A 21,256-nucleotide genomic window follows, 5' to 3' on the forward strand; every position below is an offset into this window, starting at 1 on the left:
ATCCCGGAGAGAAGCGCGATACTGCGAAGACATCAATCAACCATAGCTACGGACAGTCAGAAGGTGCTTGACCTCACCACGCCGAATAGAGAAGACAACCAAAGCCACAGGCCACCGGCATAGAAATTTTCGCTCAGTAACCGTCGGCAAAGCCGCTCGCCTGTTACGTTGCCCCTCCTCTTATGCTTTTGCGAATTTGTCCAAGCGGAAATTTTCGCCGGTTTTCTTGACCGCCCAGATGATCCAAGCAAGCTTGTTCGCAAGCGCTACTGTCACAAGCCTCGCTGGCTTTTTGGCCCGGAGTCCCGACGTATCAACGGATGAACGCCGCAGTGCCCTTCCACGTCCTTCGTCATGATATCCGTCTCACCACAATCGCGAACTGCGAGAAGCTGCCATACAGAAGTGGAGCAGGTTCGCGCATCGTCAGGCCGCCTGATCGCGGACATCACCTCATCCCTTGACCCGAAGCCGAAAACTTTACAGTGCCGCAGCGACAGTCAGTCGAGCCGCGCCCAGAGATCTTCGGGAATAGGTTGTTGCAGAAGCGCCCAGTTTTCCCGCCACTCTGCGACGCTGCTGACCCCGACAACTACGGCACTGACCGCCGGGTGTCGCAGCGGGAACTGCAGCGCCGCCGCCTTGAGCTGCACGCCGGCGGAACGGCAAAGGCGCTCCAATGCGAGGGCCCGGGCCATCACCTCGGCGGAGGCTGGCAGATAGTCGAACAAGGCGCCGGGGCTTGGGTCCGCAAGAATGCCGCTATTAAATACCCCTCCCAGGATCCAACCGACACCACGGGCATGGCACTGCTTGAGAAAGTCGGCTACGCTGCGGTCGAGTAGGGTGAACCGGCCGGCCAGAAGAAAGCAATCAAAGTCGGCGGCGTCGATAAACCGCGACAGCATCTGCCACTGATTCATTCCTGCCGAAATAGCGCGAATAGCACCGGATTCCTTGAGGTTTCTCAGGCTCGGAACGCGCCGCGCACGGCTTCGTCGAAGTGATCGTCGGGGTCGTGAATGTGCGCTATGTCGATCTGATTCTGACCGAGCCGCGTCAAGCTGGCCTCGAACGAGCGCATCACGCCATCGTAGCTGAGGTCCATGAAAATTCGGGCGGCCAAGGCGACGTTCCGACAGTCCAGCTCCATAGAATGGCGCCGTATCAAAGATAATGTCTGGTCCCGCAGCCGCCTCCAGGATGGCGCCGGCAACCTCGTCGGACACCTGCCCCATCATGTTTCCAATTGGCGCGGCCCCAAGGCCAATCGGCGCGACTTTCAGACCCGTGCTACCCAGGGGCCTCGGCTCAAGCTCAATTGTCATCCTTTTTCGGCTCCCGACAGCATGCCGGAACGGACGAAACGCTGTGCCACGAGAAAGATCAGCAGCACGGGCAAGATGACCAGAACGGCTGCGAGAATGACCTCTGGCTTTTTGATGGGAATGTCATTGGATGGCAGGTTGCTAAGCGCCCCCGAGCTGCTCACCAGCGCTGTAAGCCCGACAGGCAGATTGTAGAGTCGATCGTCCGATAGCAGAACGAATGCCAAAAAGTAGTTGCTCCAAATGGCAAGGAAACTGAAGAACGCAACGAGCGCCAACAGCGGCCGCGCGAGCGGTAGCGCGATCCGGGAAAACAGTTGGAACCGATTGGCGCCATCGACGCGACCGGAGTCGAGCACGCCCTTGGGAAGCGAAGTCGAAAAGTAGATGTAGGACAGATAGACGCCGAACGGGAAGAATCCCGAGGCCAGGATCATCCCGGAATAGCTATTGTTGAGGCCGAGCAGATTGAGCTCAAGAAAGATGGGCAACACGACCGCGGTACTTGGCGTGATCATCGCGATCAGCGTCAGGATGAGTACCAGCCGCCGACCCGGAAATTCGCCCAGGGCCAACGCGTAGCCGGCCGGCACGCAGGCAATGAGCGAGAGCACCACGCCGCCCGCGGAATAGATCAACGAGTTGAGCGCCCACACCCCCAATTGGAAATTGTTGTAGGTCGTCAAGTTCGTCCAGGTTTCGACAAATGAGCTCCAGGTCCCAAGCGCATAGGGCGGGTCCGAAAACAGCGACGCCGTTGAGCGAGTGCTGGCCACAAACAGCCAAAGCAGCGGAATGCCATAGAAACAGACCGCGAAGACGAGGATCGCTGCTATAAGAAAGCGCCCCAAGGAAAACCGCACGGTAGCTGCAACTGGCATTTCTCGCCTCCTAATCGATCTTGTAGAATTTGGTCACGAACACGATGACCATCGCGATGGCGACCGACGTTGCAACGAGCATCGTACTGAGCGCCGCCGACGCGCCGAAGTCGCCCATCCGAAACGCATATTGGAAGGCAAGCTGGTTGAGCGACCAGTCGGGCTGGCCGTATTGCGCGCCGCCGAGCATCATAAGCTGCGGCTCGACAAAGATCTGCAGACCGGCCGCAAGGGTCAGGATGGCCATAAGCGCGACGGATCGCCAGATCATCGGCAGCTTGATGCGCAGGGCAAGCTGCAACGGCGAGGCACCATCGACGCGCGCCGCCTCCAGCACTTCTGGCGAAAGGCTCGACAAAGCGCCGCCCATCACGACGATCCAACCACCCGAGGATGCGAAATACGCCATCATCGCGAAGACGCCAGCATAGCCCATGCCCGAGATGACGTCCTGGCGGGTGATCCAGCCGGCCATGTGCTGTAGTGGTTGGAACGGGCTGACCGATGGATCGAGAACAAACAGCCAGAGGACGACTATGGCAGATGACGTCACGGCGCCGGGAAGGAAAAAGACCGTGCGCAGCGCATTGCCGATGCATCGACTGACCGTATCGATCGCCAGCGCCAGAACGCAAACGCCAACGATGGTCAGCGTCACCCAGAGGCCAGCAAACGTCAGAACGTTCAATGCGCCCTCCGGGACACGGAAATCTGCAAAGACGAATTGGTAGTTGGCGATGCCCCAAAAAACCCATTTAAACGTGTCGAAAAAGCTCAAGCCGAACGCGTAGCCGATAGGCAACACGCCAAACATGAGCAGCAGCAGCAGATAGGGTGCCAGAAACAAATAGGATGCGATGACATCCCGCCGCCGCTGGCGACGGCCCTGCCGGGCACGCTCTTTGAACCTCTGCTCGTCGATGATGGACACTTCTTGCTCCTTGGTACTGGCCGGGCGCGGGAGGGCACCCGGCCAGATCTCTCACTCGACCGTATAGCCGTTCAACTTGGCTTCGTTGGTCAGTTCCTGCTGCAGGGCCGGCATCGAGCCGACTACCGTAGCACCGCTACCGATCGCCTGGCCGAGGACCTTGGAGATCGCGTCGGTGACGTTGAAGCGAAGGCTGGCATAGCCTGGGTGGCTGTACTTGGCGGCGTCGACTTCGGTGTCGAACACACCGACATCGGCGTAGTACGAGTCAGCCTTGAGCTTGGCGCCCCAGGCGATCGCCGACGCCTGATGAGCCGGTAGCGTGACCGCATTGGTCTGGTTGCCGATATCGGTTGCCGCCCAGATCAACAGATCGGTGACTTCGTGCGGATGTGCGGTACCCTTCCAGCCACCATAAGTACCACCGCCCCAGCTCCAGGTCAGCGGCTGCTGCTGGTCATCCCACTTGAGCGGCAGAGCGACCGAGAGCTGCCCGGCAGCCAGCAGATAAGTCGGCTTGATCACATATTCGCCGAACCACGTAGGGCCGACCAACAGCGGCACCTTGCGCGACTTGGCGAGTTCAACGAAAGCTGGATCGAACGGGCCAACCTTGGTGAGGCTGCCATTGGCAATCATCGTGTCAACCATGCGCGCCGGCTTCTGGCACTTTTCTGTGGTGAGGTCGATCTTGAGGGTATCGGGCTTGCCTTGGACCGGCATGGCGATATCGCAGCCGTCCGAGACCAGATAGCTCAAGAGCGGATAGGGCTCGATGGCGCTGCCGAGCACATATCCCTTTGGACCAAGTTCAGCGCCGAGCTTTTCGAAATCCTCCCAGGTGGCGGGCACCGAGGCTCCGAGCTCGCCCATCAGTTTGGTGTCATACCACACGATCATATGGGCCAGGTCGTTGCGCAGGCAAAGCAACTTGCCATTCACCCAGCACGGCGAATTGCCATTCAAGTAGAACTGGTCCTGGATATCCTTGGACACAATGTCTGTAAGGTCCATCAAATAGTCGGTGCGCCGGTTGGACAGCGCGGCCGTATAACCAATGTCAGCCATAAAGATCGCATCCGGGATCTCGCTCTTGGCCTGCATAGAGAGCTGCAGCTTGGCCACCAGATCGTTCGGCGCCACGGTGACGACTTTGAGCGTCACATCGTCATGGGCCTTGTCATAGGCCTCGAAGGTAGCCAGGCGGGGGGTGTCGGACCAGATGGTCAGTGTGACCGGATCCGCCGCGTTGGCTGGGGCCACCGAAATCGCCATCAACCCGCCAAGCAGACCGACCGTAATAGACGTCTTCAAGCTCTTCATTGCCTCTCCTCCCGCGCCGATTGACGGCCTTCGTTGATCGACTAGTTGATAGGGATCGCGGCTCCCGAAGGGCCCAAGGTGATCGCCGCGCTCGCCGGGAACGAAATCGACACGGCCTCGCCCTCGGCCATGGCAAAATTTCCAGGCAGCTGGACCACCGCAGTTTCACCACCTCGGAGTTCAAGATGGGCAAAGGTCACATTGCCGAGCCGCTCGATGACTTCGATGCGGCTCGGAATTGCGACGTCGGCACGATTGCATTGCTCGCCCGGCCGACTGACCTCGATCGCCTCGGGACGCACACCGATAGTGACGGGCCCGTAATGATCAGCGCCCAGGTCTCGTGCGAGCACCAGATCTGCTCCGGCGGTAAGCCGGATCTTGGCCGAACCGCCCGCTTCGTTGACCAGTTCGCCCGAAAGAAAGTTCATCGTTGGCGAACCGATAAAGCTGGCGACAAACCGGTTCGCCGGCTTGGAATAGAGCTCCATCGGCGCCCCGACCTGCTGGATCTTGCCGCCGTCGAGCGCCACGATGCGGTCGGCCAGTGTCATCGCCTCGACCTGATCGTGCGTGACGTAAATCATGGTGGTACCGAGTTCACGATGCAAGCGCTCGATCTCAAGCCGCATCTGACTGCGCAGCGACGCATCGAGGTTGGACAGTGGCTCGTCGAACAGAAACACCTTGGGGTGCCTGACGATCGCCCGCCCAATGGCAACGCGCTGCCGTTGACCGCCCGAAAGCTGCGCCGGCGAACGGTGCAGGAGTTCGCCGAGCTTAAGGATGCCAGCTGCTTCGCGGACGCGATTGTCGATCTCCGACTTGGACAGGCGGGACAGGCGCAGATTGAACGCGATGTTCTCGTAGACGTTCATATGCGGATAGAGCGCATACGACTGGAACACCATTGCAATGCCGCGCTCAGCCGGCTCGGCATGAGTTACGTCCTTGCCATCGATCAGGATGGCGCCGTCGCTGACAGTCTCAAGGCCCGCGATCATGCGCAGCAAGGTCGACTTGCCCGACCCGGACGGCCCGACAAACGCGACGAATTCTCCTTCATTCACTGTGAGATCAATGTCCTTAATGACACCCACGGCGCCAAAGGATTTCGAAACCGCATGAAGCTCGACCGCACCCATTGCCCAACTCCCTAGCTGTGATCTTTGCCGACGGTAACCTTGGCCTTGGCCGTCCGATCGAGTTCGTCCCAATCATAGTGGTAACCCAGACCCGGCTCCGTACTGACATTGAGGAAGCCGTCGGTGATGGCTAACGGCCCGAGCGTCGTCAGTCCCCTGATCTGCTCCTCATTCATCACCAACTGCTCGTAATAGTCGTTATTCGTGATCGCCGCGCAGAGCTGCGCATTCTCGAGACCCATGCCATGGACCTGGGCCCGCATACCAAAGCTCTCCGCCAAGTGCGCAATTTTCAGCGCGCCGGTGAACCCTCCTTTGTAGAGGGAGGATGTGCGGGTCATGTCGAGCGCCCCAGCCTCGATCCAACTCGCCATATTCCAATGCACGCCATCCGAAGTTTCGGCAGCCAGCACCGGCATCGTCAGCTTGTCACAAAGCTTGGTGTAGGCGCCGAGATAGAACTCGCGCATCGGCTCCTCATACCAAAGGAACCCTTGATCCTGCAGCGCCAGACCCACTTCGAGCGCATCGACATAGTCCCAGCCGGCAGAGCCGTCGAACATTAGATCCGCGTCCGGCCCGGTCCATTTGCGGAGTGCCTGTGACAACTCGATGTCGCGTTTTACGTCGCCCCAGGCGTGCAGCTTGAAAGCGTTAAAGCCGACATCCATGCACAGTTTGATGTTGCGCTCATACTCTTCGAGCGTTGGCCAGGTAACGGTAGATGCGTAGGCCGGCACCTTGGTGCTGTCGCCACCCAACATCTGATGGATCGGCATTCCCGCGATCTGCGACTTCACATCCCAGCACAACATGTCGAGCAGGCCAAGCGAGCGCAGATGCACCTCTTCGATGCGATCGATCTCCCACATGAGCGCCCACATCCGCTCAGTCATCAACGGGTTTTCACCGATGAACGTGTGGTACCGACGGCGCACTAGATCCAGCAGCGCGTCGCCACGACCAATCTCGATGGCACCGAAATGCCCGACATCGGTATCCATTCGCAGCACGGCCTTGGTGGGGCGAGTGCCACGTGGAATATCGCCGTGCGAACCGGGCAAGCCATTGCGCCAGATGAATTTTGGCCCGGGATCAACCTCAACCAGCCACGCAGTGAACGCCGTTATCTTCATAATCTACCTCAACCACGATCTGACATATTTAAAACGAGAATTGATATCTCTTGTCAAGATTAGGGTCTCAATTTATTATAGATGAGATCTCCTAGATGGCGTCATTCCGATATCACAAGGGCTGCTTGCCCTCATCCGGAGCCTTGCGCTTTCGCCTTCGGGTGGTGTCGTGCTAGCGATGAATTGGAAAATAACCGGATACGGACGATGACCGACGACGACCGACATAATCATGAGGGCTATCGAAAATTCCGCGAGGCTCTGCAGAATGGAACCCTCAAGGCTGGCATGGTTTTGACGCAGAACGAGCTGTGCGAGTTGCTCGGCATGTCATTGTCGCCGCTGCGCGAAACGCTGGTCTTGCTTGAGGAATTTGGGCTGGTCGAGATCAAACCGCGCACCGGGATCCAGATTGTTTATCCCGAGGTTGCCTTCATCCGGGAGAACTTCCAGTTTCGCATCATGATCGAGACCTACGCCCTCCGCGCTTTTGGCGACATGGTGACCGAGGCGTGGCTGGTCAGTATGAGGACCCGCCACGAGGACTGTCGCGCAGCGCTGATCGGCCATGGTCCATTCGAGGCGGTGCAAAGCCAGATGGTGGCGCTCGACCGAAAAATGCATCGCGACATTGTGGAGGCGCTGGGCAATCGCGCCATTTTAGAGACCCATGCCCGCATTCAGGAGAATTTGGGCATGGCCCGCCGTGTCCATCAACGCGCCGCTTATAGGGGGCAGTTGATCGACACGATTGAAGAACACCTGGAGGTTATTGCCTGTCTGGAGCGGCAGGATGTGCAAGGGGCAATCGCCGCGCTCGAAGTGCATTTCCGCGGCGCCACGCATCGGACTTTCGCCGCCTGACAGAGCCAGGAAATAGGCCGGAAAACTCTACCCTCCGCTGGTCCAGAAACCTGGGGCGGTTCAAAAAACCCCAAGACTCTCCTGAAAACTGGAGGGAAGATGGGTCTCAGGTCACACACCGTGCTTGATCATGTCGGCGGCTTTCTCACCGATCATCATGCTGGGTGCGTTCGTGTTGCCGCTAAGGAGCACGGGCATAATGGATGAGTCCGCCACGCGCAGCCCTCTCACTCCTCTCACGCGGAGTTGCGGGTCAACGACTGCATCTTCGTCAATGCCCATCTTGCACGTGCCGACGGGGTGATAGTCACAGCAGGCGTACTGTCGAACGTAGGCCATGATGTCCTGTTTGGACTTTGCGTCGGGTCCCGGCAACCGCTCAATCTGAATGTACTTGGCGATCGCGGGTTGAGACAGGATCTCGCGCGTCGTTTCGATCGACGTCAGCGACATGCTGCGGTCGTGCTCCTCGGCATGATAATTGGGGTCGATAAGCGGTTCATCCGCTGCATTGCTTGAACGAAGAGCAATGGTGCCAAGACTCCTCGGCCGTAGGAACGTCGTGTTGACGGTGAACCCGTGTCCGTCGAGCCTCGTCTGGCCGCCGCGGACCACCATCGCAGGCGCTATATGAATCTGCATATCGGGACGACCGTTGTTTTCGCTGGAGGCAAATCCACCACCTTCAACGATTACCGATGCAGCGGGGCCATTGCGGTAGAGCAGCCATTGCAATCCATGTCGAATCGCGTGCGGAAAACGATCCTGACCATCGTAGCTGATCGGTTCTTTCAGGGTCAGATGAATGTTCGAGCAGAGATGGTCCTGAAGGTTCTTACCAACACCCTTGAGATCGACCTTCGGGTCGATGCCGACCTTCCGAAGCTCATCAGCGTCACCTATGCCAGAAAGCATCAGCAGGCGCGGAGAATTGATCGCGCCACTTGTGACGATGACTTCACGAGTGCAACGGATCTTCCCTAAGGAGCGTCCCTGCGCAACCTCCACGCCGACAACCGCGTCCCCTTCGAGAAGAAGACGAATGGCTCTTGAGCCAGTCATGACCGTCAGGTTCTTCCGCGACCGCACGGGACGCAGATAGGAAACCGCCGAACTCCGGCGGCGCCCATCGCGGCAGGTCACCTGATAAAGGCCGGCGCCGTACTGCGTCTCGCCATTGAAATCTGGGTTGTATGGCAAACCCCAAGACTGGCACGCGCGGACAAATGCCCTGGAAAGCTCGTGGGGGCTGACCTGGTCCGAGACCCAGAGCGGCCCCCCTTCGCCATGATACTTGTTTACGAGACGGTCGTTGTCCTCCGACTTGCGGAAATACGGCAAGACGTCCTCGTAGCTCCAACCTTCATTTCCGAGGGCAGCCCAGTTGTCGTAGTCCTCGCGCTGACCTCGTATGTAGATCATTGCGTTGATCGAACTCGAACCGCCGAGCGTCTTTCCTTGCGGGTACCAAATCTCACGATTGTCGAGGTTCTGCTGAGGAATTGTCTTGAAGCGCCAGTTCACTCCAGGACCGAACAGTTTGCCGATTCCTCCCGGAATGTGAATCATTGGGTTCCAGTCGCGGCTACCCGCCTCGAGCAGAAGAACCTTGACGGATGGGTCCTCGCTCAGGCGATTTGCAATCACACAGCCTGCCGATCCGGCACCTGTCACGATGTAATCAAAGTCTGGCATGCTTCCTCCCGGCCCCTCAGAGACCTCATTATCGGCCTTGGAACTTCGGCTTGCGTTTCTCAGCAAAGGCACGAAGGCCTTCTATTCTGTCTTCTGTATTGAAAGCCTCGACGGTCAGTTCGTGCTCGACGCGCAGCCCTTCAGCGAGGGAATGTTCATCGGCTGCCCTGACCGCGCGCTTAGCATAGGGTGTGATCGCGGTGGACTGCGCTGCAATCGCCGATGCAATTTCGATGGTTCGGCTCTGCAAGTCATCGGCAGACACGACTTCGCTAACGAGGCCCTTCCGTTCCGCAAGTGAAGCATCGACCAACTGCCCGGTGAGGACCATCTGCATGGCGAAGCTACGTCCGACCAGTCGCGGCAGTCTTTGCGTGCCGCCATCACCGGGAAACGAGCCGATGTTGATTTCAGGCGTGGCAAACTTTGCCGTTTCGGCAGCGATGATTATGTCGCAAAGCAGCGCGAGCTCCAGGCCGCCTCCCAATGCAAAGCCGTTCACCGCGGCGATGATTGGCTTCGGAAAATCCTGAACCTCTTGCCAGAGGGCCAGCCTGTCGGGGTCTGAGTAGGAGGCGACCCCTCGTTCCAACATGTCGGAAATGTCCGCACCGGCCGAAAAAGCACGTCCGCTGCCTGTGAGAACAACACAGCCGACGCCGTCATCCGCTTTCGCGTCGCGCAAGAGACCGACAAGTTCTCCCAGGAGTTCCTTCGACAAGGCGTTCAGCTTTTCCGGACGGTTTAGCGTTAGGTGCAACACGCCGGGCGACGGGCGGTTTTTCAGCACGAGTGCGGTCATCGATTAGGACACCTTCCCGTAGAGGGTCTCCGCTGTCAGGCCCGCCTGCGCCAGGCAACGCCTGATCTTCTCGATCTCGGTGATTGTCGGCTTGACGAGCGGCGGACGTACATTGGCCTCGTCCCAGCGGCCGAGAATAACAAGAGCCTCTTTCATGCGATTGTGCATGTCGAGAAGCGGGTGATCATAGAATGCCCTGACCGTCGGATATATTTTGTCATTTATTGCCTTCGCCGCATTGAGGTCGCCGGCCTGCACTGCGCGGAAGAGTGCGACCTGAAGGTTGGCGATCACGGAGCCTGCGCCTGATAGCAGGCCATCGCAACCTAGAGCCAGGGAACCGAGAAGCCAGGAGCTGTGCGTCGTCAGCGTTTTGACCGGACGGTCTAGAGCCTTGAGTTCGCGGATCTGGCGTTCATGAAGATTGCCGTCACCACAGTTGTCTTTGATCGCCTTGATAGACGGGAAGCGGGAGCAAAGCTCCAGCAGGGTTGGCAGCGGTATGGCGAGGTTCGAGTTGAGGGGGAACTGGTAGTGAATGATCGGCAGATCCGACGCGTCGGTAATCCGCTTATAGTGCTCGTAGGCCATTTCCGGACGCATGTGTCCACCAAGGACCATGACCTCCGGCGGGAAGACCAGCAGCGCATTGGAACCCTCATCCTGCGCCCTGCGGGCAATGCGCGCCGCCTCCAGGCTAGAATTCGTGTACACGGCGACGATGGTCGGAACGCGCTCGTCCAGAACCTCCTTGGTCACGGCAATCGCGCGGTACTGTTCGTCCAGTGTTAGCGACGCGACTTCGGCCGCATGACCGTTTATGGTTATCGCGCTGATGCCTTCGACGCTACCGACATCAGCGAGATGATTGCGATATGCCTTCTCGTTGACCTCGAGGTCGGCGTTGAACGGCATGAGGACAGCGGGGATGACCCCTTGAGGGTTGTCGTAGTGGCGAACGGATGCCATCGCTTCTTCCTTCTGTTCGAGATGGGGCCGCATCCTCTCGCGACGCGGCCCTTCGCTGGCGTGCTTTAGATGCCCTTGCCGAGGAACTGGTCGACGTTGTCGCTAGAAACCTGGACGGTGGGCAGAGTGATTTCCTTGTCGACGGCCTCGCCCTTGGCCATTTTGTACGCCGTCTGAATGCCTTCCGGAGCGCAGAAGGGATAGATGAAGCAAGCCGACATCTTGCCGTCCTTGATGGCTTGGAACGCCGTGTTCTGGCCGTCCATGCCGATTACCTTCACGCCTTCGAGGCGGCCTGCTGCTTCCATCACCTGGATCGCGCCCAGGGCCATCTCGTCGTTGTGAGCGTACACAGCCTGAATTTCGCCCGGCTTAAAGCGCTGCAGCATGTCTTCCATGAACTTCACGGCCTTGTCGCGCGTGTAGTCGCAGTTCTGGTTGGCCACGACTTTGAACGCAGAAATGCCCGAGATCGCATTCTCAAACCCCTTGTGCCGGTCATTGGTGGCCGAAGCGCCTGCCGTACCCTGGAGCTCGATGATGTTGCCGCCGTTTGGAAGAGCGTTGATCAGGAACTTCCCGGCTCCCTCGCCAAGCGGCAAATTGAGACCGCCAAGGTGGCAATTGACCTCAGTGTTGACCTTGCGGTCGAGCGTCAGGACGGGGATGCCCTGCGCCATTGCATCCTTCACAACCGGCGTCAAAGCCTGTTCGGTGAGCGGGGAAATGACGAGCACCTTGATGCCCTGGGTCAGGAGACTTTCCACATCGGCGACCTGCTTGGCGGCGTCGTTGTTGCCGTCGGTCACGATGATATCGAGATCAGGGTAATGCTCGGTGGCGTACTTCTCGTTTACCTCGACCATGGCGATGCGCCAAGGATGGTTCATCGTGCCTTGACTGAAACCAATCTTGATCTTTTCGGCTGCAAGGGCGCCGCGCAGCGGCAAACCTATCGTGCCTGCGGCAGCCAGTGCTGCGGAAATCGTCAGAAACTGTCTACGGTTCGTATTCATGATCACTCCTCCCAATGATGAACAGTTGCAAGCATCCGCGCGCCACTATGGCGCGACGGCATTCAGACCCGCTGGCGGTGGCGATAGACCTCAAACATGACGGCAGCGATGATGATGGCGCCCTTTACGATCTGCTGCGTAAAGGGCGAGATACCCAGCAGGTTAAGGATGTTTGCGATAACTGCGATGATTGCAGCGCCGATGACCGTACCGATGACCGTGCCTTCGCCGCCAAACAGACTCGTGCCGCCGATCACCACGATAGCGATCGCCTCGAGCTCGAGATTGGTGCCCGCGGTCGGCTCTCCAACAGTCAGGCGCGATATCGTGATGAGCGCCGTGAGGGAGGCGAGAACACCCGAGACCACGTAGACGGACATGAGGACGGCGCCAACCTTGATGCCTGCAAGGCGCGCGGCTTCGGCGTTGGAACCGACAGCATAGACTTGCCTCCCGAAAGAAGTCGATCGAAGAACGACGAACGCGATCAGGGCGACGCCTGCGAAAATCCAAATCGGGACTGGTACGCCCAGAAGGAAGCCGCCGCCCAGGAAATAGAAGGCGTCGGTGGCCTCGCCGAGGGTTTGCGGCTCGCCGTTCGCGATGGTCATCGCGATCCCGCGACCCATTACCAGGGTGCCCAGCGTCATAATAAACGGCGGCATCTGGCAGAACACGACGCCGAGGCCATTCAAAGCACCAAGTGCGGCCCCCATGAGGAGTGCCAGAAAAATGACGACCGGAATTGCGGTCCCTGATGACAGAAGCATCGCGCTTGAAACCGCGACGACCCCCACGATCGACCCGACCGAGAGGTCGATGCCGCGTGTAAGGATGACGAACGTCATTCCGATGCTGACGATACCGAACAGGGCGATCTGTCGCCCGACGTTCATCAGGTTTCCGATCTGCAGGAAGCTCGGCGAAAGATAGATCGCCACCGCGCAGAGCGCGACGAGAACCCAGAAGAGGCCAAGGCTTTGCGCGACCGACCAGGTCCGAGCAGTGAGCGAGCTCTCAAGTGTCGCTTCTCTAGTTGCCATGTTAGCCATTCCTCTCTCCTCCCTTGTTTTCATTTGATGGCTCATGGAGCCGGTAGGCGAGCCAGTCGACGGCGACGGCCATCCCGCCCTCGTCACAGGATGGGCCTATGAAGGCCGCAAAGCTCTTGATCTCATCGATTGCATTGCCGACGGTCAGCGCGATCTTTGCCCAGCGCAACATCTCGACGTCGTTGTCGGCGTCTCCCGCGGCTGCACAGCGTTCCTGGCAGACGCCAAGGTGCGTGGACAGGAGTTCGATCGCTGCGCGTTTCGAAACGCTTGGCGGATTGATCTCGAGAAGCCGCCAATGTGATCTGACCAGCGAGAGAGTTTTGGAGAACCTCATCTGCAGCGTGTCGAAAGCGACGGCATCGTTCTGGTCGCCGCGAACGCACATGATCTTTCCCGGACGACCAGGAAGATCCTCGAACCGATCCACCACGCTCAGGCTTTCGCTGGTGATCTTGACCTCGTGGTCTACGATCGAGTTGCGTTCCAGGGCATAGACGCGGTCGGAGCCATACCAAAGAGCGTTCAGTCCGAGCTCGGTCGCCATTCGCATTGCTGACAAGGCGTGATTTCGATCGATTGTCGTCGAAGAGATTGCGACGCCGGACCGCAGGCTGCCGATCCAGCCGCCATTGAAACAGGCCACAAGGTCGGCAAGCCCGAGACGCTCGGCGTAGGGACGTAGCGCCTCGGGAGAACGTGCTGATGCCAGCACGACTTGAATTCCCCGCTCCTTGGCTCGCGCAATCGCGTTCACGACCTGCTCTGGCAGGACGTAATCGTGCGTCAGCAGCGTGCGATCGACGTCTGAGACAAGGAGAGCGATGGAAGAGGTCGAGCTCATTTTGCAAACACCGGCTGACGGGAACCCGTGTGGATGAACAGGGTCTTGATTTGCGTGAATTCCTCGAAGCCTGCCTGGCCCATTTCGTAGCCAAAGCCCGATCCCTTGACACCAGCCAAGGGAAGTTGCGGAGCCCCATCGATAACCGTGTTGGCCTGCACCCAGCCACTTTTCAGGCGGCTCGCGACGGTCATCACCGTGTCGATATTTTTGGACCAGACATAATTGGAGAGGCCGTAGATGCTGTCGTTTGCCAGTGCGACGACCTCGTCGAGCGTTTCGAAGCGCGTAACACTAAGAACCGGACCAAATATCTCCTCCTTGAAGATCGTCATCTGTGGTGTGACGTGATCAAACACCGTGGGCTGTACGAAGTTGCCCGCACTGTTCTCCACCGCGCTACCACCAGTGAGCAGCTTCGCGCCTTCGCTCACGCCTGACTCGACAAAGCCCATGACGGTCGACATGTGTTTGCTGTCGATCATCGCGCCGATATCCGTGTCTTCGTCGAACGGATTCCCAACTTTCAGGAGCGCCGCGCTCTCGCTGACCCGCCGCACGAATTCCTCCGCGATCGAAGATTGGACGAAGAGGCGGGAGCCCGAGACGCAGCACTCGCCGTTGTTGAAAAAGACGCCCATGAGAGCGCCATCGACAGCCGCATCGAGATCGGCATCCGCGAACACGATGTTGGCGGACTTGCCGCCCAGTTCGAGCGACGTCTTCACGATGTTCTTGGCCGAAGCCTCGATTACGTTCTGACCGATCCGAGTGGAGCCAGTGAAGGAGATGAAGTCGACGCCTGGATGTTCCGCAAGCGACTGCCCGATCACGGAGCCCTTTCCGCTGACGACATTGAAGACGCCGTTGGGCACGCCTGCCTCGGCCGCAAGGGCCGCGAGCTCGAAAGCGCTCCCCGACGTGAACTCCGATGGCTTTACGACGACTGCGCAACCGGCAGCGAGCGCAAACGGGACCTTTTGCATCAGGATAAGAGCCGGGAAGTTCCAAGGCGTAATGAGGGCGACGACGCCGACCGGTTCGCGCATCAACAACGCCGTCTTGTTCGCGCCCAGATTCGTGTAGGTGGATCCAGACATTTGCATCGCCAGCGATGCGGCATAGCGGATCAAACCAACGCTGCCTTCGATGTCGCCCCGAGCGAACCGTATGGGTTTGCCGACCTCCTCGACCTCGATGCGGACAAGCCTGTCGAAGTTTTTCCGGATAAGATCGGCGAACTTGTTGAGGACTTCCGCCCGTTCCATGCCGCTCATTCGGGGCCAAGGGCCATGATCGAAAGCGGCACGTGCCGCTGCGACTGCGCGATCCATATCGGCGACGTCGCCGGTGGCGAAACGCGCTACCAGCTCGCCGCTGGCTGGCGACTTGCGGTCAACGTACGAAGCGGCATCGCCATCGAAACGACCATTGATAAAATGTGTGTATTGGCGTGTGGACATTTCCAATCTCCCTAATTCCATACGGCGTGCGACATGAGCGTCTCTTCGGTGGCAACCTGTCCGTCGACGATCGCGGAAACCGTTCCTTGCCTCATGACCATGATGCGGTCGCACATCCCGAGCACCTCGGGCAGCTCTGATGAAACCATCACGACGCTCGCACCGAGCGTCGAGGTTAGCTGCACCAGCAGATCGTAGATTTCGCGCTTAGCGGCCACGTCGACGCCACGCGTCGGCTCATCGATGAGCAAGATGCTTGTGCCGGCGTTAAGCTGCCGAGCGATTCCGCATTTCTGCTGGTTTCCCCCGGACAGAGTGCGAACGCGCGTCGAGCTAGACGGTGTCTTGATCCGCATCTGCTTGATGTAGCTTGCTACCTTGTCCCGCTCTTTCGACGCGCTTAGCAAGCCGCCCGACTTCAGCCCGCCTAGAGCGGATATTGTCACGTTGAACGCGACCGACTGATCGAGGAACAGCCCCTCCGTCTTGCGATCCTCCGGGAGAAGCCCGATCCCGTTCGAAAGCGCCAAACGGGGATTTTTTACGTCGAGCTTCCTGCCGTCGATCCTGATTTCGCCGCTGTCGACTCGATCCGCGCCAGCGATCGCTCTAAGCACTTCGGTACGGCCGGAGCCCGCAAGCCCGCAGATTCCAAAAATCTCGCCACGACGGACGTCAAACGAGATATCCTTCAGGACACCAACGCGGTTCAAATTGGATACCGAAAGCCGGATATCCTCTTTGGGCTCCAACCGTTCTGGAAAGATGTCGCTCATCTCGCGGCCCACCATCTGTCTGATGAGATCTGCGGTGGTCGTTCCCAGTATCGGCGCAGTGGAGATTATCTGACCGTCCCGGAGCACGGTCACCTCCTGGCAGATCTCATAGAGTTCCTTCAGACGGTGCGAGATGTAGACGAAGGATACGCCCTGATCTCTGCTGAGAGTACGTATCATCTCGAAGAGGTTATGCAGTTCGCTGTCGCCGAGGACGGCCGAGGGTTCATCGAGAACGATCACCCTCACATCCCTCGATATCGCCTTCGCGATCTCGACCATCTGCCTCTGCGCGACGCTCAGGCGACCGATGCGGGCAGCTGGATCCACATTGAAATTGAGTTTCTGCAAGATCACGCCAGCGTCGGCGCGTGCCTTGCGCCAGTCGACCGTTCCGAGCCGAGTTTTCGGAAGACGCCCGAGATAGATGTTCTCCGCGACGGTGAGATGGGGTGCCTGAGCGAGTTCCTGATAGATGACTGCGATCCCGAGTGCGAGCATCTTTTCGGGGTTCGGATTCTCGACATCAATTCCGTCGACAGCGACCTTCCCTTCCGTTGCCTCATGTGCGCCGGAAAGAATCCGCATCAGCGTCGACTTGCCCGCGCCGTTTTCCCCGACCAGGCCGTGCACGCTTCCCTTCGCAACTGAGAAACTGACATTCTTCAGCGCGTAGACGCCAGGAAACCTCTTATGGATCCCCTTCATCTCCAGGATCGGAGCCGTCATTGCATGCCTCCCATAAATACTGTGAAATCGTTTTCTCAAGGCTCCAGAAACTAAAGCCTCGGAACCTGCATTCCTCCACCGATGTTGTAGACGTCGCCTGTGCTGAAGGGGATGCCGCCGGTTACCAGCGTCGCGATGCCGCGCGCTATATCTTCCGGCTGGCCCCAGCGTCGGATCGCCGAGAGGGTCCCGTCCTCGATGCCAGCGGTGTAGCGTTCCACCACGTCCACGGTCATGTCGGTCCTGATCAGGCCGGGGCGGATCTCGTAGACGTTGATCTGATGTTCGGCCAAGCGCAGTGCGAACTGCTGCGACGCCATGGATAGCCCCGCCTTCGATATGCAGTAGGGCCCCTTTTCCGGGGAGACGAGATGCGCGTTGGCCGAAGTGATGAAGACGATCGACCGGTCGTGCGGAGTAGCCGTTCGTTCGACCATCCGGCGGGCTACCGCCTGAGTCATAAAGAACGTACCTCTAAGGTTGATGTCCAGCAGTCTGTCGAAGCTCTCCTCGGAGACGTCGAGCAGATCGCCTCGTTCGGACACCTGAACACCAGCGTTGTTGACCAGGCAGTTCACCGTACCGAGCTGCCCCTCGACGCGGGAAAGAAAGTCCGCATAGTGGGCGGTCTTCGAGATGTCTAACTGATAGAAGCTCGCTTTTCGTCCGCGTTCGCCGACCAGTCTTACAGTCTCCGCGCCGCCCTCGTCCGACATAACGTCTGCAACTGCGATGTCGAATCCGGCCGCCGCCAACTCGAGGCAGATTGCGCGGCCAATGCCACGCCTTGCCCCCGTGACGATTGCAACGCCGCGATCCGTACCGGACGTAACTCCCCCCGACGCAAAACCGCTCTCGCCTGCGCTATGCCCCTTCATCACGCCGCTCCCTTCGTCTTTAGTTCGACGTCTCGAGAGGCCACTACCGCTTTCGAAGCGATAAGCGCATCAATCTCGGGCTGCGAGTAGCCGTGCTCGACGAGAATTTCATTTGTGTGTTCGCCAATCTCGAGGGCCAGCACTCGCAGATCCGGCACCTTGCCGTCATATCTGTTCGGGTGGTTGACCAGCCGAATCTTCCTGCCGCGCACATTTACTTCTCGGAAGACCTGCGAATGGACGATCTGCGGGTCGTCCAGCAGCTCGTCGTAGTACTTGATCGGCGCCCACCAGACGTTCTTGGCGTCGAAGCGCTCCTCGAGTTCGGCCATCGTGAAGTTGGCGGTCGCCTCGGCCAGTGCACGGGCGAAGGCGTCGCGATCCTCGTAGCGATCGTTGGATACCAGAGCCCGAAGCGCGTCACTGTTGACCGCGTCCGCCAAGTTTGCAGTTTCGCATAGCGACACGACAACATGACCATCGGAGGTCGGATAGACCCCGTAGGGTGCTTGATGGAACCAGGTTGCAAGGTTCTTTTCGCGATGCAGGGCAGTGCGGTCGATATTACCGGCGAACCAGTTTACAAGCGGCTCGCCTTGAAGGTCGATACCTGCGTTAAGTAGACTACCCTCAACGCGAGTACCCTTGCCCTCCCTGATCTTCCTGACGAGAGCCCCCAGAATTCCCATCGCAAGAAGCGCGCCGCCATGCTGGTCGACGACTGCAGCACCTACAGGCGTGGGACCCGATTCCCTGCTGCCCGTCACGCTTATAAGACCCGAACGCGCCTGGACCAGAAGATCCTGACCAGGCTTGTTCGCCATCGGCCCGCTCGATCCGAATCCGCTCGCAGAGGCGAAGATAAGCGTCGGATTGATGCGCGCTAGCGCGGCGTCATCGAAGCCGAGGCGAGCAAACACGCCGGGGCGAAAATTCTCCAGCACGACGTCCGCCTCAGCTATGAGCCTCCTGGCAACGTCCGTGCCCTCGGGACTTTTAAGGTCGATGGCGATGGAACGCTTGTTTCTATTTGCACAGAGGTAGAAGCCGCTGACGCCCTCCACGTACACGTTGGCACCGGACCACTGACGCTCGTAAGCACCGGTCAGGGGCTCGACCTTGATTACGTCGGCTCCCATGTCGGCAAGATACTGGTCGGCTGCCGGGCCTTGCAGGAAGTGGCAGAAACTTACAACCTTAATTCCATTTAACAGCATGCGAACCTCCCATGCACTTTCTAAGAAAACGATTTCTCATGATTTCACAATCCAGTCAAGCTTAGGTCTATGGATTGGCAAAGAAAGACCGATTTCACCGCCATTGAACTACGTAAAACGTTTTCGCAGAATGTCTACGCGGCACCCAGAAACTGACGAAACTCGTTCGTCTGCGGGCTCGCAAAGATTTCCCTGGAGGGACCTGACTCGTGAATGAGACCCTGGTGCATGAAGACGGTGGTCGTGGCGACCTTCCGCGCGAACTCCATTTCATGGGTGACAAGGATCATCGTCATACCGTCGGCCGCAAGCTTTTCCATGACGACGAGGACTTCGTTCGTCAGCTCGGGATCGAGCGCCGAGGTGACCTCGTCGAAGAGCATCACCTTCGGGTTCATGGCAAGAGAACGCGCGATCGCGACCCGCTGCTGTTGCCCACCGGATAGCTGATCCGGATAAGAGGCAGCCCTTTCATGCAGCCCCACCTTCGAAAGCATTTCCAAGGCTGTTTGCTTTGCTTGAGCCTTGCTGATCTTCTTGCTCAAGCGCGGCGCCAACATGACATTGTCGAGAACTGATAGATGCGGGAAGAGATTGAAACTTTGAAACACGATGCCCACGTCCTTGCGCAGTTCACGCAATGCATTCGCGCCGTAACTCATGCCATGGCCGGCAATTTCGATCGTCCCGCCGTTCACCTTTTCCAGCCCATTGAGGCAGCGAAGCAACGTACTCTTTCCAGAACCGCTTCGCCCAAGCAAAGCGACCACCTGCCCCCTATGGACCTTGAGTGATACACCCTTCAGTACCTCAAGAGCACCGAAGCTTTTCCTCAGGTTCTCAACTCGCACGATAGGCATTGAATTTCACCTCGAAGCGTTTGCTCGCGATCGAAAGCGGGTAGCAGATCACGAAGTAGATCACGCCGACCGCGATGAACACGCGAAAGGGTTGGAACGTGGCGTTGTTGATGAGTTGAGCGGCACGCGCGAGCTCGACGACGCCGACGATGGATACGATGGACGTATTCTTGACGAGCTGGACCAGAAAGCCGACGGTCGGAGGCAGCGCGATGCGCATGGACTGCGGCAGGATGATGTAGCGGTATTGCTGGGCCCTCGTCAAAGCGAGCGAGGTCGATGCCTCCCATTGCTGTTTAGGCACCGATTGAATTGCGCCGCGCCAGATGTCAGCGAGATAGCCGCTGGCGTATACAGCCAGCGAAATCGAGGCGGCCACCATCGGTCGGAGGTCGTATCCGGCTTTCGACAGTCCGTAATAGGACAGAAACAGCAGGATGAGAGCCGGGATACCCTGGACGATCGCGATGCATCCCGTCGCCAAGGCGCGCAACCATTTGAAACCCGAGACCCGCGCAAGAGCAATCGCCAGTCCGACGACGCCGCCGATCAAACTCGCCGAAACAGTGAGAAGGATCGTCCAGCGCGCGGCCACGAGAAGGATGTAGATCTCCTGTATGCCGAAATCACGGATCATGGCTTGACCTCCTTGGCGATCGCCAGCGTTGTCGGGCCGAAAGAGCGCGCTCTAGCCGCCTTCCTGCCAAAGAAGAACGAGCCCAGAGCGAAGAGGCCGAACTTCAGGACGATGGCCAATGCTAGATAGAGCACGCCAGCAACCATGTAGGTTTCGAAGCTTCGGAAGGTCGCCGATTGAATGGTACTTGCAGCACCGCTGAGTTCCTCGACCGAAATGAAGGAACACACGCTCGATGTAAGCATCATGAGGACGAACTGACTGACGAGTGACGGCCAGACCTTCTGTATGGCGGGCTTCAGGATGATGTGCCGAAAGATTTGCAGCCGCGTCAGCGCCAGGGCATGACCGGCCTCGATCTGCGATCGATGAATTGAGTCGATCCCGGCGCGAAAGATTTCCGAGGTATAGGCGCCGAGATTGATAGTCATCGCGATCAGACCTGCCTCTATGGCAGTGACCTTGACGCCATAAGCCGGCAGACCGAAGAAGATGATATAGAGCTGGATCAAAAACGGGGTGTTTCGGATCAGTTCCACATAAACCGTCATCGGCCAGCGCAGTGAGGGCGGCGCCAGGTGGCGAAGGAGCGCCACGAGCAGTCCGAGCGCGCTTCCGCAGATAATTGCGGATATCGAAAGCTCGATGGTCAGCAGCATACCCTCGATTAGCGCGGGCATACTCACCAGGACGGGAGCGAATTGAAGATC

The 21,256-nt window shown here is 58.6% G+C and carries 21 protein-coding genes; 1 reads left to right on the forward strand and 20 read right to left on the reverse strand.

What is annotated here, in order from left to right:
• Positions 1-500 precede the first annotated feature (500 nt).
• From ASD52_RS39720 to ASD52_RS04895, 7 genes are all read right to left on the reverse strand, one after another.
• On the reverse strand, positions 501-923 hold the full coding sequence (locus ASD52_RS39720; protein ID WP_244497422.1) for an aldo/keto reductase: 423 nt from the start codon (positions 921-923) through the stop codon (positions 501-503).
• A gap of 44 nt (positions 924-967) precedes the next feature.
• A complete protein-coding gene (locus tag ASD52_RS39725; protein ID WP_244445447.1) occupies positions 968-1,108 on the reverse strand; it encodes a hypothetical protein in 141 nt (46 codons plus the stop codon).
• Between the two features lie 216 nt (positions 1,109-1,324).
• Positions 1,325-2,209 carry a carbohydrate ABC transporter permease gene (locus tag ASD52_RS04875; protein ID WP_025429793.1) on the reverse strand — a complete coding sequence of 295 codons (885 nt, stop codon included), beginning with the start codon at positions 2,207-2,209 and terminating at the stop codon, positions 1,325-1,327.
• A gap of 10 nt (positions 2,210-2,219) precedes the next feature.
• Entirely contained in the window at positions 2,220-3,140 is a 921-nt protein-coding gene (locus ASD52_RS04880) for a sugar ABC transporter permease (RefSeq protein ID WP_025429792.1), read from the reverse strand.
• Positions 3,141-3,191: 51 nt separating this feature from the next.
• A complete protein-coding gene (locus ASD52_RS04885; protein ID WP_025429791.1) occupies positions 3,192-4,463 on the reverse strand; it encodes an extracellular solute-binding protein in 1,272 nt (423 codons plus the stop codon).
• Positions 4,464-4,504: 41 nt separating this feature from the next.
• On the reverse strand, positions 4,505-5,608 hold the full coding sequence (ugpC, locus tag ASD52_RS04890) for a sn-glycerol-3-phosphate ABC transporter ATP-binding protein UgpC (protein ID WP_025429790.1): 1,104 nt from the start codon (positions 5,606-5,608) through the stop codon (positions 4,505-4,507).
• 11 nt (positions 5,609-5,619) lie between these two features.
• Positions 5,620-6,744, reverse strand: coding sequence for an enolase C-terminal domain-like protein (locus tag ASD52_RS04895; protein WP_025429789.1), 1,125 nt, complete (start codon positions 6,742-6,744; stop codon positions 5,620-5,622).
• Between the two features lie 207 nt (positions 6,745-6,951).
• Between ASD52_RS04895 and ASD52_RS04900 the strand changes: the two genes are divergently transcribed.
• Entirely contained in the window at positions 6,952-7,608 is a 657-nt protein-coding gene (locus ASD52_RS04900) for a GntR family transcriptional regulator (RefSeq protein ID WP_025429788.1), read from the forward strand.
• A gap of 111 nt (positions 7,609-7,719) precedes the next feature.
• Here the strand turns inward: ASD52_RS04900 and ASD52_RS04905 are convergent, their stop codons facing one another.
• The 13 genes from ASD52_RS04905 to ASD52_RS04965 all read right to left on the reverse strand — a co-directional run bounded on the left by ASD52_RS04905 (position 7,720) and on the right by ASD52_RS04965 (position 21,226).
• A complete protein-coding gene (locus tag ASD52_RS04905; protein ID WP_057223458.1) occupies positions 7,720-9,303 on the reverse strand; it encodes a GMC family oxidoreductase N-terminal domain-containing protein in 1,584 nt (527 codons plus the stop codon).
• Between the two features lie 28 nt (positions 9,304-9,331).
• Complete coding sequence (locus tag ASD52_RS04910; protein ID WP_057223462.1) at positions 9,332-10,105, reverse strand: enoyl-CoA hydratase-related protein; 774 nt, start codon at positions 10,103-10,105, stop codon at positions 9,332-9,334.
• Between the two features lie 3 nt (positions 10,106-10,108).
• Entirely contained in the window at positions 10,109-11,074 is a 966-nt protein-coding gene (locus ASD52_RS04915) for a dihydrodipicolinate synthase family protein (protein WP_057223679.1), read from the reverse strand.
• 65 nt (positions 11,075-11,139) lie between these two features.
• A complete protein-coding gene (locus ASD52_RS04920; RefSeq protein WP_038578009.1) occupies positions 11,140-12,090 on the reverse strand; it encodes a substrate-binding domain-containing protein in 951 nt (316 codons plus the stop codon).
• 62 nt (positions 12,091-12,152) lie between these two features.
• Positions 12,153-13,133, reverse strand: coding sequence for an ABC transporter permease (locus ASD52_RS04925; RefSeq protein ID WP_244497423.1), 981 nt, complete (start codon positions 13,131-13,133; stop codon positions 12,153-12,155).
• Between the two features lies 1 nt (position 13,134).
• Positions 13,135-13,986, reverse strand: coding sequence for a Cof-type HAD-IIB family hydrolase (locus ASD52_RS04930; protein WP_057223465.1), 852 nt, complete (start codon positions 13,984-13,986; stop codon positions 13,135-13,137).
• Positions 13,983-15,470, reverse strand: coding sequence for an aldehyde dehydrogenase family protein (locus tag ASD52_RS04935; RefSeq protein ID WP_347369214.1), 1,488 nt, complete (start codon positions 15,468-15,470; stop codon positions 13,983-13,985). The genes ASD52_RS04930 and ASD52_RS04935 overlap by 4 nt, the downstream gene beginning before the upstream one ends.
• Positions 15,461-16,954, reverse strand: coding sequence for a sugar ABC transporter ATP-binding protein (locus ASD52_RS04940; protein WP_057223468.1), 1,494 nt, complete (start codon positions 16,952-16,954; stop codon positions 15,461-15,463). The genes ASD52_RS04935 and ASD52_RS04940 overlap by 10 nt, the downstream gene beginning before the upstream one ends.
• A 50-nt stretch (positions 16,955-17,004) precedes the next feature.
• The gene (locus ASD52_RS04945) at positions 17,005-17,832 is read right to left on the reverse strand and encodes a 3-ketoacyl-ACP reductase (RefSeq protein ID WP_025429779.1); all 828 of its coding nucleotides are present in this window, start codon (positions 17,830-17,832) and stop codon (positions 17,005-17,007) included.
• Positions 17,832-19,049, reverse strand: coding sequence for a CaiB/BaiF CoA-transferase family protein (locus ASD52_RS04950; RefSeq protein ID WP_244445443.1), 1,218 nt, complete (start codon positions 19,047-19,049; stop codon positions 17,832-17,834). Before ASD52_RS04950 ends, ASD52_RS04945 begins: the two co-directional genes overlap by 1 nt.
• Before the next feature lie 134 nt (positions 19,050-19,183).
• On the reverse strand, positions 19,184-19,909 hold the full coding sequence (locus ASD52_RS04955; RefSeq protein WP_025429777.1) for an amino acid ABC transporter ATP-binding protein: 726 nt from the start codon (positions 19,907-19,909) through the stop codon (positions 19,184-19,186).
• A complete protein-coding gene (locus tag ASD52_RS04960) occupies positions 19,890-20,546 on the reverse strand; it encodes an amino acid ABC transporter permease (protein ID WP_025429776.1) in 657 nt (218 codons plus the stop codon). Before ASD52_RS04960 ends, ASD52_RS04955 begins: the two co-directional genes overlap by 20 nt.
• Positions 20,543-21,226 (reverse strand): amino acid ABC transporter permease, encoded by a 684-nt coding sequence (locus ASD52_RS04965; RefSeq protein ID WP_051509313.1) that lies wholly within the window; start codon positions 21,224-21,226, stop codon positions 20,543-20,545. The genes ASD52_RS04960 and ASD52_RS04965 overlap by 4 nt, the downstream gene beginning before the upstream one ends.
• Positions 21,227-21,256: the final 30 nt, after the last annotated feature.

This window comes from Ensifer sp. Root142 (genome assembly GCF_001426785.1).
GTDB lineage: Bacteria > Pseudomonadota > Alphaproteobacteria > Rhizobiales > Rhizobiaceae > Ensifer > Ensifer canadensis.

Bases quoted from the DNA above. Each gene is read 5' to 3' on its own strand.
- ASD52_RS04935 (WP_347369214.1), bottom strand. From the start codon at position 15,470: ATGGAATTAGGGAGATTGGAAATGTCCACACGCCAATACACACATTTT.
- ASD52_RS04905 (WP_057223458.1), bottom strand. From the start codon at position 9,303: ATGCCAGACTTTGATTACATCGTGACAGGTGCCGGATCGGCAGGCTGT.
- ASD52_RS04960 (WP_025429776.1), bottom strand. From the start codon at position 20,546: ATGATCCGTGATTTCGGCATACAGGAGATCTACATCCTTCTCGTGGCC.
- ASD52_RS39720 (WP_244497422.1), bottom strand. From the start codon at position 923: ATGAATCAGTGGCAGATGCTGTCGCGGTTTATCGACGCCGCCGACTTT.
- ASD52_RS04915 (WP_057223679.1), bottom strand. From the start codon at position 11,074: ATGGCATCCGTTCGCCACTACGACAACCCTCAAGGGGTCATCCCCGCT.
- ASD52_RS39725 (WP_244445447.1), bottom strand. From the start codon at position 1,108: ATGGACCTCAGCTACGATGGCGTGATGCGCTCGTTCGAGGCCAGCTTG.
- ASD52_RS04925 (WP_244497423.1), bottom strand. From the start codon at position 13,133: ATGGCAACTAGAGAAGCGACACTTGAGAGCTCGCTCACTGCTCGGACC.
- ASD52_RS04965 (WP_051509313.1), bottom strand. From the start codon at position 21,226: ATGCCCGCGCTAATCGAGGGTATGCTGCTGACCATCGAGCTTTCGATA.
- ASD52_RS04950 (WP_244445443.1), bottom strand. From the start codon at position 19,049: ATGCTGTTAAATGGAATTAAGGTTGTAAGTTTCTGCCACTTCCTGCAA.
- ASD52_RS04885 (WP_025429791.1), bottom strand. From the start codon at position 4,463: ATGAAGAGCTTGAAGACGTCTATTACGGTCGGTCTGCTTGGCGGGTTG.
- ASD52_RS04920 (WP_038578009.1), bottom strand. From the start codon at position 12,090: ATGAATACGAACCGTAGACAGTTTCTGACGATTTCCGCAGCACTGGCT.
- ASD52_RS04930 (WP_057223465.1), bottom strand. From the start codon at position 13,986: ATGAGCTCGACCTCTTCCATCGCTCTCCTTGTCTCAGACGTCGATCGC.
- ASD52_RS04895 (WP_025429789.1), bottom strand. From the start codon at position 6,744: ATGAAGATAACGGCGTTCACTGCGTGGCTGGTTGAGGTTGATCCCGGG.
- ASD52_RS04945 (WP_025429779.1), bottom strand. From the start codon at position 17,832: ATGAAGGGGCATAGCGCAGGCGAGAGCGGTTTTGCGTCGGGGGGAGTT.
- ASD52_RS04900 (WP_025429788.1), top strand. From the start codon at position 6,952: ATGACCGACGACGACCGACATAATCATGAGGGCTATCGAAAATTCCGC.
- ASD52_RS04875 (WP_025429793.1), bottom strand. From the start codon at position 2,209: ATGCCAGTTGCAGCTACCGTGCGGTTTTCCTTGGGGCGCTTTCTTATA.
- ASD52_RS04955 (WP_025429777.1), bottom strand. From the start codon at position 19,909: ATGCCTATCGTGCGAGTTGAGAACCTGAGGAAAAGCTTCGGTGCTCTT.
- ASD52_RS04910 (WP_057223462.1), bottom strand. From the start codon at position 10,105: ATGACCGCACTCGTGCTGAAAAACCGCCCGTCGCCCGGCGTGTTGCAC.
- ugpC (WP_025429790.1), bottom strand. From the start codon at position 5,608: ATGGGTGCGGTCGAGCTTCATGCGGTTTCGAAATCCTTTGGCGCCGTG.
- ASD52_RS04940 (WP_057223468.1), bottom strand. From the start codon at position 16,954: ATGACGGCTCCGATCCTGGAGATGAAGGGGATCCATAAGAGGTTTCCT.